Consider the following 13,154-nt stretch of genomic DNA (forward strand, 5'->3'; position numbering starts at 1 on the left):
TATTATCATCTACCGCAACCCGATATCATCAAACCGATTGTGAATCGTCTCTCGCATGAGATGCTTAAGCGATTGAACTGCTTTCCCTTCTGACACGTTGGCGTCTTGGAAAAGCTCGGTCATGACAATCCTTACCGAGTGATCTTCGTTTGATTCAGTGGTTGCGATAAACCGAACCGCCTCATCCCACAACTGAGCCACGGTACGATACGATGTCGTTGCCGCATGAAGCTCAGGCCAATACCGTTCCAGAGCAGTAACATACTCGAGAATGTCTCTCTTCGAATCCGCATAATAAGCAAGCACTTCACTAGCACCTATAGGATCATAGTCCCCTATGCGAAACGCATGGATCACGGCATCATGAGCTGCCTTCCCACATGCATAGTCCGCTTCAGGGAGCATCAAGTCATGCGTCTCCCATTTGAAAATCGCTTGCACCAACGATTCCCGATACACCTCGATTTCGTCAAGCGCAATGCGATCCTCGAGAATCTGGTAATACCAATAGGGGCTCTGCCCTCTGCCGAATTGGTCAAACGGTAGCGGAATATCACCCGCCGTCTGCCCATCGGAGAGGAAGAGAATCTCGCTCGTATCGTCATAGCCCGTCGCGACGACGAATTGATCATGCCACAGGATGCAGGGCATGCCGCGATCCAGCGATCGCCGAATGTCCCGCAAGGCTTGTTTCCGATAGATCGGGAACGTCGACGTGAAACAAAACCCCGCATCCTGCGACGTCGTCAACCCGAGCAAATCTGCAGAGACGAAATGTTCCGCCATCCAGTTATAAGCGGAGGTCGACTCAGCAGTGAGCCGCCGATCGACGGTGAAGCGGAACGAGGCTGCAGTCATGCCGGCGAGCATGGACTTCGGGCATGTCATCCACCCTTGACCCGCAAGGATCTGATGCAATGCATCAATGTATCGATGTCCATACTTCCGCTTGCTCTCTATCGGTTCTGCCTGAATGTTCCCCATTTGTTCTCCCTCCTCGAATTATCTCGGGGAATGCGTCCCCCATCTCGGGACCGTGCTCCTCGCGCGATCAGGATAACGCGCGCTTAATCGCTCGAATCGGGAGATCGCCTGATCCTCGAGCCGCTCCGCTGTGGCCAGCCGATCGACGAGTTCTCCGATCTGCTCCGGTTCTAGCCGGCAGCCCCCCTGCAACGTCTGCACGCAGCTCTGAATGTATGGCAACCCGCTCACGATTTCGTCATAATCCTCCGATGCTTCCCGCAGTTCAGGCCAACATGCCTCTACGTCACGTAAATAATCCCGAATCTCCGTCCGTGAGAACGCGTACGCGTCCAAGATGTAACCTGCCCCCCATGCGTCGTATGCGCCGCCAAGCAGCCCGCTCCGCAGGAAGGCATACGCCAGCTTGCCTGACGCGATCGCGGTATCCGGCAACGTTTTGTAAGGCGTATACCAATCGCCGATTGCAAGCCGCACCGACTCGAGAACTTGCTCTTCGAGCGCAATCTCGATCCAATCGGCGTAGGTCTCCACATACCAGAACGGCGTGACATTCAACCCGAAATTGTCATACAAGACGATCTGATGCTCGCCGCTCCAGCCATCCTGGACATAAAATACGCGATCGTCGTCGTCATAGCCGGAGATGACCGCGAACTCCGGTAGCCAATAGATGGCGCCGAGGCCTCGGTCCAGACTCCGCTTCACCATTAGCACCGCCTGTTCCTGATACCAGCGAAACGATGGATGCCTCGTTCGCCCGCCATCGATTTCGGGCAAGAGCCCGACATTGTTCGCGGCAGGCTTGTGCTCGCTAACCCATTGTCCGTAAGCGGACACGGAGAACGAGAGGAGCTGCTCGTGGACCGACATTTTGAAGGCCATTCCGCTAAGCCCCGAGAGCATATGCTTCGGCCCTCGGAACCAACCTGCCGCTGTCAATATGGCATGTTGACTGTCTATATAGGATTTCGACTCCCGCTTCATATGAATATCATGCAATAATACGCTCGTCATTCCTCCCCCTCCTCTCATGAATGCAACCGATCCAGCACATTTCGGCAGCGCACGAGCAGCTTCTGCTTCAGCCATTTCGGCGATTCCAGCGACTCCCACGGCGTAGTCAGTAGATGCTGCAGAAAAGCATCCACGTCATGAAATTCCACATCGAATGCCGTCCCCGCCCGCGTGACGATCCGATAACCATGCCAAGAATCTTCTTGCCAGGGAGCTGACAGTACGACATGAGCGACAAAGGGCTTCAAGCGCGGCACCGGATTAGCCCCCGAGGGATTGCCAGCCTGCATGATGCTTGGCTCGAATCGCTCGCCTAGCACCTGTACTTGGAGCAATTGGTCGATCCGCAGCGTCCGCTGCCTGCCCTCCGATTCGCAATAGATCACGACATAATCCACGTTATACCGGGAAGTCAACTGTATAGGGCATACGCGAACATAAGCGGCACCATCTTCCTCCCTCGTCGTGATATCCACCCTCCAGCTTGCTTCCATGGCCAGAGACAACTTCTCGAAATGCTGCAAAATACGTGGATCTACCGAAAACTGCGGCAAGCGGCTGTGCATGGTGGGTTCATCCGTATTCGTAAATCGTTCAAGCACATGGGCGATCCGCTGAACAGCCTCCCCATTGTCATAATCATATTGCCGATAACGATGGGCGAGATATTTAAGCACCTGCTGTTCTTCCTCCGTCATATAGAGATGCGGCAGCACGTAAGTCTTATCTTCATAGCTGTAACCACGGTGCCGTGCGATATAGAGCAACGGAGCGCGAAGCGACGAAGCCATATACTCAATATCCCGCTGCGCCTGCCGCCGGGATATCTCGAAATGTTCCGCAAGCTGCCCGCTATTCGGATACAACCCTTCGCGAATCCGCTGATCGAACCAGTGAATGCGGTGCAAATGACTCAAATCATCTCCCTGCCTTCCTTTTGTTTCCAACAACTCATAACTCTATTACACCATTCACCGAACAACCTTGGCAAGTCAGCGAAATGGAAAAGCCCGTCCCCATCGGGGCGGGCTTCATGAACCGGCACGCATTTCATTTATACGGCGGAATCCACTCTCTGCTGTACGGCTTTGGAGCATTTCTTGCAGACGGTCACTGTCGTACCGTCCGTTTTCGTACGCGGATATAACAGTTTAATTCTTGTGCTGCTGCAGATCGGGCAAGTGCCTCGACCGCGGGAAGGGAGTCTCCAAAGGGAGCGCCCTCTTTTTGGTTTGGACATGGCTTTTGAACCCCTTTGCTATCTTTTTCACCCCCATTATAAAATAGCTGGTGCGACATAAAATGTCGTATCAATTGCCTAGTTACTAAAAGAATAAAAAAGGACAGTGCCCCAGAGTCATACGCTGAATGCCCCATCCTTATCTTGATTCTGATTTATGTCGCAGCGGATTCATACGCCGCGATCATCGCCTGGAAGCTTGCCGTCACATCCTTCGGATCTAGATAATCCGCTTCGAACATAAAAGGACCGTCATAACCGATATCCACGAGCGCTCGCAGAACCTCCACCCAATTCACAATCCCTCGCCCAGGAATCCAGTGTTTCTCATCGATCCCATCATAATCAGAAACATGAAGCGTCTGAATGCGAGCACCGACGGTACGAATGAAGTACTCCGGGCGTTCACCGAGCAAATGATTCGTATCGCAACAGACGACGGCGTCCGGCGCATCTGCGATCAGCGCTATAATTTCTTCTGCATTCTTCCCTAAGCAGGAACGCGGAAGATCCTCAATTGCAAGTCGCAGACCACGCTCTGCGGCCTTCGAGCTCAAGATACATATGGCATCACGAGCCGCTGCAAGACGTTCCGCACGCTCTTCATTGGTGACTGGCTCGAAGCTGGGATGAATGACAACACAGCTCGCGCCCCAGCCTTGCGCCCAGTCCATTACTTTGACATGCCCTTCGATAATCGCTGCGCGCACGGCTTCATCGGTCAGCGAGATATCCCATGGGTCACCGAATGGAAGATGCACCGACCAGACATCGAGCCCAAGTGCCTTCGCCTCCAAGACGGATTGATGATAGCGATCATATTGCTCAGGTCCGAGCGTTTCAGCAATCAGCTTATAATTATCCAAATTCAGTTCAATGCAAGCGAATCCCGCTTCCTTCAAGTCTGCTAACGCATGGGACTCCCTGTCTGACCAATAGGTGCCAAGCCGCCATGCAGCAGGTTGTATCGTTGTCATATGATTGCCTCCTTAGACCGTATAAATATCCATCTCGCACGCTGAAGCCCGATCGTCCCCATCGAATCCTGAACGAGCGACGAATCGAATGTATTGTCCTGCGACCGTACGTGTTACATTGAACCCGTCATGATGCCAACCGAGCGGAATACATTGCTCGATCGCACACCGTTCGAATGAACCCTCTGCAACGGGATCGCCCCAGTGCACCCCATCCATGCTGACATACCATTCGTAGTCCTGGACCCAGCCCGTCTCGTTCCCATCCTGCCGTGGGTTATAGCGGAAGCCCGTGATCGGAACGGGTTCCTCAAGGCGGATAACTACTTCATGCGGATAGGCATTTCCTTCGTCACTCAACCAGAACTGGTCATTGTTCCCATTCAATATATGATAGACGCCACCGGTCCAATGCTGACTAGACGCGGTTAACGTCGCCCCTTGCGAAGCGAGTCGATTTGGCAATTTCGAAAGCAGTGCATCTCGCAACACATCCACCGAGAGCTCTGCTGCAGGCTCGAATGCATCGCTCTGCATATAACACAAAAGGCTGTAACGCAATTGTTGCGTGACCGGACACGCAATATCCTTCGTAAGGTCAAAGCCGCTAACAATTAACTTACCGGCACCGACGCGCGCTTCGAAGAGCATCCCTAACTTATGATTGCGTACCGGGTGGTCGATCGCCTGCACGATCGGGCGCAGGTCTTGCGGCGTGCCATTCATCTCGATGGCAGTCGCGTGCACGAACAATCCCCACCACTGCCAGTTCGTGTGGCTCTCCGTCGGGAAGAACGCGAGCGCCGGGTGATCCGCCTGGCAGAGAAGTCCCATCGATTTCGGTTGATAAGGGAATAGCTGCGTGTTCCAGAAAGGCGGCGTGAATCGGACAGACTCTGACTTACGGACGTTGTTGCCAGACATCATCAACACCTTGCCCCCTGCATGAAGATGCTGTTCCACGGCGTCATCCCATTCATCCGCGATGACAATATCATCCGGGATGCCTTCAACACTCAGACTCGCAGGCTCAGGATAAACCCAGAAATCCCAATCGTTCACGATATCCATGCCTTTCAGACTGACTTCTACGTTCATCTTCTGTGCGTGCTCAAGGGGATCGAGCGCGATCGAAATTCCCCCTACTCGTGCAAGCTCGCCTTGTAGAACGTTCTTCTGTTCGAACTCGCCCGTGGCGAGGATGTCGCCCGACATTGCGTGCTTGACCGTCCATATGACCGTGATATCATGCAGCGTATTCAGGCTGTAGTTCGACACATCTACATCCGCTGTGAACCACTCATTCGTCGTAAAGACTCTTGTTGGCATCCGCAGCAGGAGGATAACCGGCGCACAGAACCGGCGGAATTGCTCCGGATCGATGAGACCCTTGGAATCCCAGAATGCATCTAGCCAACCGACCAAGGCCGTCCCTTGCCCCGGATAATCATGAATATCCAGCAGCTGGAACCCGCCGTAACCCGGCGTTCGAAGCGATTTTTCGATCTCCTCCCGATAGAGCAATACGGACAATGCACCGCTCGCTTTCATGAAGTCCTCCGCTTGATCGAGCATGCCCTTCGATTCGAGCGATTGCCGGAAGGCTTCCAGATTACGCGCTTGAAGCGTTCCGGTATACTTCGCTACCTCACGATAGTCCGGATATACCATCCATTGACCGACTTCATGCGACACCGTCGGGATGTCAATCCCATCCAACGTAAAGCCATAATCACTTGTCGTCTCCGGTCGCGCCTCGTTGAACGTCAACTCGCAGCGACGCACAATTCGTTCGCCGTTCACTCGCGCTTCATGCGCCACATAGAACTCGTCGCCTTCATACGGGCGAATGCCGATGCTCGGCTCAGCCGCGTTATTTGCCGATGAGGTGTAGAGATGCCTCGGATCGAGAGCACGCCCTTCCATCACTAGCTCCTTCAGAACACGGTAATCGCCGCTTAATTCATTTCCCATGCACATGAGGCAGAAAGAAGGATGGTTTCCGTAGGCTGTAAGGATTCTCACGAGCTCTCGCCGCAGGAACGCATCCCGCGGTGAATCTGACCCGACGAGCGGTGCCGAATTGCTGAACAACGGCAGCTCGGCCTGTAGAATGATCCCTTCTTCATCCGCAGCCTCGAATGCCGCTTCCGGCGGACACCAGGAATGAAAACGGAAATGATTCAGGCCATAGGACTTCCCTATCCGATAGATTCGCAGCCATTCCGCTTTATCCGTGGAGGGATAGCCGGTTAACGGGAAATTGCCAGCTTCATGCGTCCCTCGCAGCAGTACTTTCGCCCCGTTCCACTCGAATTGCGGACCTCGTGCCGAGAAATCTCTTAAACCAAAATCTACAGTGGATTCATGCGCATAAGCATCCTTCACAACATTTGCCGTCATCTCCACTGTAAGCGTATACAACCATGGTGAGAATTCATCCCAGAACTTCGCTTGTTCTCCTAATAGATATTCTACTTCCACTCGCGTCTCGCCTTCGGCTAGACTCGTGAAATCCACCGCAACAGGAGCAAGAGCACTCTGCTCATCGTCTTCAACTTTTAGCTTGGCTTGGAATGATAATCGACCTCGCGCCACTTGGCCCGTATGATTCCACATGATCACCCGTACCAAGGCGTGCCGCTTATGAATATCGGGATAGACCTGCACAGAATCGATATAGACAGGATCCGTCGCCCGCAGCTCGATCCGCCCAATGATGCCGTTCCAGATGGTCTGCACCTCTTCCGACCAACCGTGACTCCATGTCCCGAGATTAACCTGCGGACGATTGTCGACCTTGATCGTCAACCGATGAACACCGGGCGTGAGCAAACTCCTCAGATCATGCACATGAGGCGTACTCAGACTATCCTCCTTACCAACATAGCAGTCATCGATCCAGACGTCCGTTGCCCATAGGCAGCGTTCGAGGAATAACGTAACTCGCTTCCCACGCCATGCTTCAGGAATGATTACATCCCGCTGGTACCAGGCTTCGCCGATATATTTGAATTTGCGATTTAATCGGAAGGTATCGACATCCTCCGACTTCTCCCCATATCCATGCTCATCCGTACTACCAGGCAGCGATATCGATGCTCTTAAATCGCGCGCGAACCACCGTTCCTTTACGCCTTCACCATGCGAATCCAAGTCGAACCGCCATTGCCCATGTAAATCCAGCTTCATTCGATTGAACCTCCGATTCAAAGTTTACGATTCATCTAAGAACTAGAGTAATGAAATAAAATAACGATAATATGATTATGATTTTCCATTATAAACATTTTAGGTAATGATGAATATATAACAATACACCACAAAAATATAACTAAATTACGATTTTCGCTTTATTTTTCCCATTTTGATCAAATAAAAAAAGCCGACCCCTTCACCATCGCAAAGGACATCGACTTTTCCCATTCCATTATTCTTCTACGCCGTCACCAATCGGATCACATGCGCGATCGGGGCTGCGCCTTGCAGCGCTTGTTCCGGCAGGACCACCTTCACACCCGCATCCATACGGGAGTATTCCAATGCCGAACCATCATCGTACCATTGCACGCCCTTAATGGGTCCCTGGTACGGAATATGTAGTTCCTGTTTCATCGCGGAATCAGCCGTCTTATACAGCTTGAAACAGAATACATTATCGCCTTTACGCGTGAACGCATACCCGTCTTGGAAATACGGATCCACAATGCGTGTGCCGTAGACCGCTTCGCCGTACTGCGCCAGCCATGCGCCCAGTTCCTTCATCCCTCGGATGGCGCCTTCCGGCAGCCTTCCATCCGGCTGTGGACCGACGTTCAAGGCTAAATTGCCACCTTTGGCCACAATCTCAAGCAACATATGCACGATTTCGCGCCCAGACTTGTAGGTATCTTCATACTTGAAGGAGAAGGATGTTCCCATCGTAATGCAGCTTTCCCAAGGGATATGCATAGCCCGCTTCGGAATCGTCTGCTCCGGTGTGACGACATTCTCATACGGTCCACCGACGGTGCGATCTACCGCAAGAAGCCACGGCTGATGTTCACGCATCCGGTCCACGATTTCGCCAAGTCGAATGTCCTGCTTCCGTTCACCGCCGCGAACCCATCCTGCATCGAGCCACAACATATCAATCCGACCATAACGCGTCAGTAATTCTTCAATCTGGTCATGCGTGAATTTAATGAACTTCTCCCATAACCAAGGATACTTCGTCGGGTCATAGGAAGGCCCGCGCCACATATGCTGTCCGCGTTCCATGCCTGGCGCCCAATAGTACGGCGTATTCCAGTCCGCTTTGGAGAAGTAAGCCGATATCGCCAGGCCTCTGCTCCGGAAGGCGTCGAAGATGTGCTTGCATAGGTCTGCATAACGGTGCATGTGAAAAGGCGTCTCTGACCCTGTAATCCGATAATCTGTCGTCCGTGTATCCCACATGCAGAATCCGTCATGATGCTTCGTCGTGAAGGTCAAATATTTGAACCCGCCTTCTGCCGCAAGATCGGCCCATAGCTCGGGTTGAACGCGAATTGGGTTGAACGTTTTGTTCAAATCGACATATTCCCGCTTGAAATGTTCCATATCTTCGGTCCAGTCCACGCCGCCGCGAGACCAATCCCCATCTGCATCGCTTAAGGCCCATGATTCGACTAATCCAAGCTGAGAATACGGCCCCCAGTGCATCATTAAGCCGATTTTCTGATCCTTGAACCATTCAATCCTCTCGAGAATGAGTGGATCGGTCGGCTTCACCCATTCCGACTCCGCACTATAGTTGTGGACTCCTTCTTCAACCTCTGGTTCATTCGTAACGACAACGTTTTGATCTGTTTCTAATGCATCCATGTAATACCCTCCCATGACCATCGCGACTTCCGATGAATTGAATTGTTCATGGCCCCATTGTAGATGCACACAATATCGCTAACAACAAACAAGAATATCCCGGTTTAACCTTTTTCACTACGCGCTGCAGCATGACAAAAGCAGCGATCGCAATCGCTGCTTTCACCATTTTCTACGACTAAACTATTTTCAACCGCAATCGATTCATAGCATTAGACCAACTGACTTAGTACCTTCGCTTGCACTTCCAGCTTACCTGTCGCTTCACCAATGCCCGCGAACACATCCACGGCATGCTGAATTTGATCCTGGCTATCGTGAATCGCAGCTTGAGCGCTCTTCGTACCGACATCGATCAACTCAACCTGCTGGGCAATACCTTCCACCGTATTTTGGATCTCTTTGGCCGCCTCTTGAACTTGCTGCGCGAGCTTCCGCACTTCCGTTGCAACAACATTGAAGCCGCGTCCATGTTCGCCGGCATGCGCAGCTTCGATCGCTGCATTCAACGCAAGCAAGTTCGTACGTGAAGCAAAATCGCGGATCATACGGACAATATCACCAACGGCCTCCGTTTGCCGCTCCAAATCCTGCAAGAAGTTCAGATTGCTCTCATTCTCACGAACGACACGCGTAATAGCCGAAGCCACGAGTTGACTGCGCTCAATCCCTTCTTCCGTGCGCTTCAGAAGCTCTTCCGCCATTTGGTGTAATTCACTTGTCACCCGAGCCGCAGCGGCTTCGCGCGCTGTAATGTCGGTAGCGACCTTCAGCACCGCTACGACCTCTGCTTCATCATTATGGATGGGCATATAGGTCGCTTCAAGACAAAGAATCCGACCGTTCTTCGCGACACGAATAATCTTCTCTTGAAATTTCTTGCCGTGCCGAAGATCATCCCATAACATCGTATATTCAGGGCTCTTCGCGAAGCTTGCTGTACAGAATTGACGATGATGAACGCCGATTAACTCCGAGACTTGGTAACCCATCGCCTCGGCAAACAACGGATTCGCCCAGAGCACCACGCCCTGCACATTAAATTCGATCATCGCCAACGATTGCTCGAATGCTGACAATACCGCTTCACCCTCTAACACCTGCGTACTTCGTTGCATCACACGTGTGTTCAAGCCTCATCTTCCTCTCCGATTCCAGTTGATCTGTTTATACGAAAAAACCTGGAATCCTCTAGGAATCCAGGTTGCTTCTTGTAATGCGGTCGGCGGGATTTGAACCCGCACACCCTATGGGCGCCACCCCCTCAAGATGGTGTGTCTGCCGTTCCACCACGACCGCATAATACGAGGGATATAAAACTGGTGAGCCATGAAGGACTCGAACCTTCGACACCCTGATTAAAAGTCAGGTGCTCTACCAACTGAGCTAATGGCTCTTACTGACTGAACATGATGAGCTCAGTATAAGAAATGGTGACCCGTAGGGGATTCGAACCCCTGTTACCTCCGTGAAAGGGAGGTGTCTTAACCCCTTGACCAACGGGCCTTGCTTTTTAATTTCGATCACGTTCTTCCGTGACAACAGAATTTATAATATCAGATATCCTGGGACATGGCAAGTGTTTTTTTAAACTTTTTTATCATTCGATAAAAGGTCGGTTATTTAACTTTTTAGCAGAAACATTCCTTATGGTATAATGTTGCCAATTGCAGGAGGTGTACAAGCATCATGCTGATCTATAATCAAGCAACACACCAAGTCTCCAAAGCGCCTATGCGTAAGCCGGAGGAGCATGAAATCGTCTGGATCAATATGATTCAGCCTACGAGCGAGGAGATTCACCATGTCCTTCATGATATGTTCGATTGCCATCCCCTATTGATCGAGGATTGTATTAAACAGAACCAACGACCGAAGCTCGATCAATATCGCGATAACGTCCTCATCACTTTCTATACGCTCGTCCATCCGCTTAAGCTCGTTGAACTCGATATTGTCATCGGCTCAAATTACATTATTACGATGTGCCAATCTACGTTGCCTCTACTGCATGAGCTGTACGAGAAGCTGCAGCAAATCGAGGGGCGTATTGACCATACCGGCCGAATCCTCTACTTCATTCTGGATCGTTGTGTAGACCAATTCGTCGATAACATCAGCGAGATCGAGAATAAGCTTGAGAAATACGAAGAAGCCGTGTACCGGGACCCTTATGTCCGGATATCACAGCAAGTATTTAAGCAGAAGCGCGCATTGCATCATATTCGTCAGGTCCTCTCGGATCAGAAGACCTTGATCAGTTCCATCAGCCATCGGCAGTTCCCTTATACGAAGGAAGAATCGAATGTCTATTATATGGACATCTACGATCATATTTCGCGCGCGATTGATTCAATTGATATTTTCCGTGAGTCGCTGAACAGCCTTGTCGAGATGCAGATGAGTATGAAATCGGACCGCATGAATGAGATTATGAAGACATTGACGATCTTCAGTGCCATTTTCCTGCCTCTTATGTTCATATGCAGCCTATACGGTATGAATTTCGAATTCATGCCTGAGTTGAAGTTCAAGCTTAGCTATCCGATTATTCTCATCATCATGGCGATCATCGCGGGCAGTCTCTATATTTATTTCAAAAGAAAGAAGTGGCTCTAGCTGCCCGCACGTTCCTTCAGCTTATCATTCAGCGTCTCCCACAGGTAGAACGTCACATAACTGGACCAAGGAGCCCAAGCGGCTCCAATCTGCCTCACTTCGGATTCCGAAGGCTTATCTTCCATCCCATATAGCTTCTTCACCCCATTGCGAAGTCCAATGTCGGCTGCAGGCAGCAAATCTGTGCGTCCCATGCCGAACATCAGGAAGCATTCCACCGTCCATCGTCCAATCCCCCGTAACCGACTTAGTTCTGCCACAATCGCTTCATTCGTCTGCGAGAAGAGTCCATTCAGTTCAAGTTGTCCCGATGCGACCAATCGTGCGAAATCGATGACATACTCTGCTTTGCGCTGACTATACTGCAATTCGCGAAGCTGCTCATATTCGAGACGCGCCACGTCCTCAGCTGATGGGAAGACCGGGAGCTCTATCCCTTCCCAGTGAATTGGCTTCGCAGTCAACTCCATTAACCGGCGATTCAGCGTGGATGCAAAGGCTAGATTCAGCTGTTGGCCGATGATCGTCTTCGTCATACACTCGAACAGATCCGCTTCCAGAATGAAACGCAAGCCATAAAAGCGTTCCACCAAGGGCTGATACAACGCATCCGCAGACATCTGATCATAAAAAGACTGGATATCTAAATCCGCCGATAACACGACGCGAATATATTGCTTAAGTCCTTCTAGATCCATAATCTGTCCGAGCCCTTCGCCATACAATGTAATTTGCAGCTTCGGCTGCTCCACCTGTCCGATGGAATCGACTTCAAGCACAAGAACTTGGTTCTCGAACCGGATCGTACGCAGCAAACGCTCTGCTTGAAATCGGAACATTTCGTGATTCACGCCCTGCAGGCGACGTATCATTTTAACGAAATCATATGGCGCTCGCGGCTCCATTTCGTATACCAATCGATCCATCGATCAACGACTCCTTTCCAATTTGCAGCAATAGGGTTCCATGCATGATATACCGCTATCCAAGGCATCTTAAATGGTGGATTCCAAAGACAACGAGGAGGCATTACACACATGGCTAAACCAGATGATCGTTCCGATAACGCGGAGAAAATTTCAAACGCAATCCAGAACACGAAGCAGAATATCGCTGAGACAAATGACTATCTTGATGAGCATGCCGATGAAATCTCAGCAACAGAAACACGTCAGTTAAAACATAAAAACCAAAAACGCGAAGCCGCAATAAGCGGAATGGCCGATGAACTGCAAGACGAACAATGATCCGCAAGCAACATACCCCACAAATTGAAACTCCTGGTTTCAACGGAAGGCAGACATTCGTGGGGACTCAAAACTTTATAAAATGAATGAAAAAAAGAGCCTTCACAGGCTCTTTCTAGTTGTTATGTATGGCGGAGAGAGAGGGATTCGAACCCTCGCACCGCTTACGCAGTCTAACCCCTTAGCAGAGGGTCCCCTTATAGCCACTTGGGTATCTCTCCAGAT

11 protein-coding genes and 4 tRNA genes are annotated in these 13,154 nt (G+C 51.1%); 2 read left to right on the forward strand and 13 right to left on the reverse strand.

Annotated elements, in window-relative coordinates:
* Positions 1-9: 9 nt before the first annotated feature.
* The 11 genes from GCU39_RS19525 to GCU39_RS19575 all read right to left on the reverse strand — a co-directional run bounded on the left by GCU39_RS19525 (position 10) and on the right by GCU39_RS19575 (position 10,569).
* Positions 10-984: a cysteine peptidase family C39 domain-containing protein gene (locus GCU39_RS19525; RefSeq protein WP_152395046.1), complete on the reverse strand. Its 975-nt coding sequence runs from the start codon at positions 982-984 to the stop codon at positions 10-12.
* Positions 985-1,002: 18 nt separating this feature from the next.
* Positions 1,003-2,001: a hypothetical protein gene (locus GCU39_RS19530; RefSeq protein WP_152395047.1), complete on the reverse strand. Its 999-nt coding sequence runs from the start codon at positions 1,999-2,001 to the stop codon at positions 1,003-1,005.
* Between the two features lie 14 nt (positions 2,002-2,015).
* Positions 2,016-2,951, reverse strand: a complete 936-nt coding sequence (locus tag GCU39_RS19535) for a helix-turn-helix transcriptional regulator (protein WP_227793271.1) — start codon at positions 2,949-2,951, stop codon at positions 2,016-2,018.
* Between the two features lie 104 nt (positions 2,952-3,055).
* Positions 3,056-3,241: a hypothetical protein gene (locus GCU39_RS19540; RefSeq protein WP_152395048.1), complete on the reverse strand. Its 186-nt coding sequence runs from the start codon at positions 3,239-3,241 to the stop codon at positions 3,056-3,058.
* A gap of 155 nt (positions 3,242-3,396) precedes the next feature.
* On the reverse strand, positions 3,397-4,218 hold the full coding sequence (locus GCU39_RS19545; protein WP_152395049.1) for a sugar phosphate isomerase/epimerase family protein: 822 nt from the start codon (positions 4,216-4,218) through the stop codon (positions 3,397-3,399).
* A gap of 12 nt (positions 4,219-4,230) precedes the next feature.
* Positions 4,231-7,410 carry a DUF8487 domain-containing protein gene (locus GCU39_RS19550; protein WP_152395050.1) on the reverse strand — a complete coding sequence of 1,060 codons (3,180 nt, stop codon included), beginning with the start codon at positions 7,408-7,410 and terminating at the stop codon, positions 4,231-4,233.
* A 246-nt stretch (positions 7,411-7,656) separates the two neighbouring features.
* Positions 7,657-9,063, reverse strand: a complete 1,407-nt coding sequence (locus GCU39_RS19555; RefSeq protein ID WP_152395051.1) for an alpha-L-fucosidase — start codon at positions 9,061-9,063, stop codon at positions 7,657-7,659.
* A 212-nt stretch (positions 9,064-9,275) separates the two neighbouring features.
* On the reverse strand, positions 9,276-10,181 hold the full coding sequence (locus GCU39_RS19560; RefSeq protein WP_152395052.1) for a methyl-accepting chemotaxis protein: 906 nt from the start codon (positions 10,179-10,181) through the stop codon (positions 9,276-9,278).
* A 99-nt stretch (positions 10,182-10,280) separates the two neighbouring features.
* Positions 10,281-10,362: transfer RNA gene (locus GCU39_RS19565), tRNA-Leu, on the reverse strand.
* Positions 10,363-10,383: 21 nt separating this feature from the next.
* Positions 10,384-10,459 (reverse strand) — tRNA-Lys (locus GCU39_RS19570).
* A gap of 35 nt (positions 10,460-10,494) precedes the next feature.
* Positions 10,495-10,569: transfer RNA gene (locus GCU39_RS19575), tRNA-Glu, on the reverse strand.
* Between the two features lie 183 nt (positions 10,570-10,752).
* Between GCU39_RS19575 and corA the strand changes: the two genes are divergently transcribed.
* Positions 10,753-11,682 (forward strand): magnesium/cobalt transporter CorA, encoded by a 930-nt coding sequence (gene corA / locus GCU39_RS19580; RefSeq protein ID WP_152395053.1) that lies wholly within the window; start codon positions 10,753-10,755, stop codon positions 11,680-11,682.
* Here corA and GCU39_RS19585 read toward each other — a convergent pair.
* Positions 11,679-12,608 (reverse strand): DNA-3-methyladenine glycosylase family protein, encoded by a 930-nt coding sequence (locus GCU39_RS19585; RefSeq protein ID WP_152395054.1) that lies wholly within the window; start codon positions 12,606-12,608, stop codon positions 11,679-11,681. The two genes, corA and GCU39_RS19585, sit on opposite strands and share 4 nt — an antisense overlap.
* Positions 12,609-12,719: 111 nt before the next feature.
* Here GCU39_RS19585 and tlp point away from each other — a divergent pair, with 111 nt between their 5' ends.
* Positions 12,720-12,929 carry a small acid-soluble spore protein Tlp gene (tlp, locus tag GCU39_RS19590; RefSeq protein ID WP_152395055.1) on the forward strand — a complete coding sequence of 70 codons (210 nt, stop codon included), beginning with the start codon at positions 12,720-12,722 and terminating at the stop codon, positions 12,927-12,929.
* A 129-nt stretch (positions 12,930-13,058) separates the two neighbouring features.
* Here tlp and GCU39_RS19595 read toward each other — a convergent pair.
* Positions 13,059-13,150: transfer RNA gene (locus GCU39_RS19595), tRNA-Ser, on the reverse strand.
* Between the last annotated feature and the right edge of the window lie 4 nt (positions 13,151-13,154).

It is taken from the genome of Paenibacillus guangzhouensis (assembly GCF_009363075.1).
In the GTDB taxonomy this organism is placed as follows: Bacteria; Bacillota; Bacilli; order Paenibacillales; family Paenibacillaceae; genus Paenibacillus_K; species Paenibacillus_K guangzhouensis.

Coding starts and splice junctions, on each gene's coding strand:
- GCU39_RS19525 (WP_152395046.1), bottom strand. CDS start 984: ATGGGGAACATTCAGGCAGAACCGATAGAGAGCAAGCGGAAGTATGGA.
- GCU39_RS19530 (WP_152395047.1), bottom strand. CDS start 2,001: ATGACGAGCGTATTATTGCATGATATTCATATGAAGCGGGAGTCGAAA.
- GCU39_RS19540 (WP_152395048.1), bottom strand. CDS start 3,241: ATGTCCAAACCAAAAAGAGGGCGCTCCCTTTGGAGACTCCCTTCCCGC.
- GCU39_RS19545 (WP_152395049.1), bottom strand. CDS start 4,218: ATGACAACGATACAACCTGCTGCATGGCGGCTTGGCACCTATTGGTCA.
- GCU39_RS19550 (WP_152395050.1), bottom strand. CDS start 7,410: ATGAAGCTGGATTTACATGGGCAATGGCGGTTCGACTTGGATTCGCAT.
- GCU39_RS19555 (WP_152395051.1), bottom strand. CDS start 9,063: ATGGATGCATTAGAAACAGATCAAAACGTTGTCGTTACGAATGAACCA.
- GCU39_RS19560 (WP_152395052.1), bottom strand. CDS start 10,181: ATGCAACGAAGTACGCAGGTGTTAGAGGGTGAAGCGGTATTGTCAGCA.
- corA (WP_152395053.1), top strand. CDS start 10,753: ATGCTGATCTATAATCAAGCAACACACCAAGTCTCCAAAGCGCCTATG.
- GCU39_RS19585 (WP_152395054.1), bottom strand. CDS start 12,608: ATGGATCGATTGGTATACGAAATGGAGCCGCGAGCGCCATATGATTTC.
- tlp (WP_152395055.1), top strand. CDS start 12,720: ATGGCTAAACCAGATGATCGTTCCGATAACGCGGAGAAAATTTCAAAC.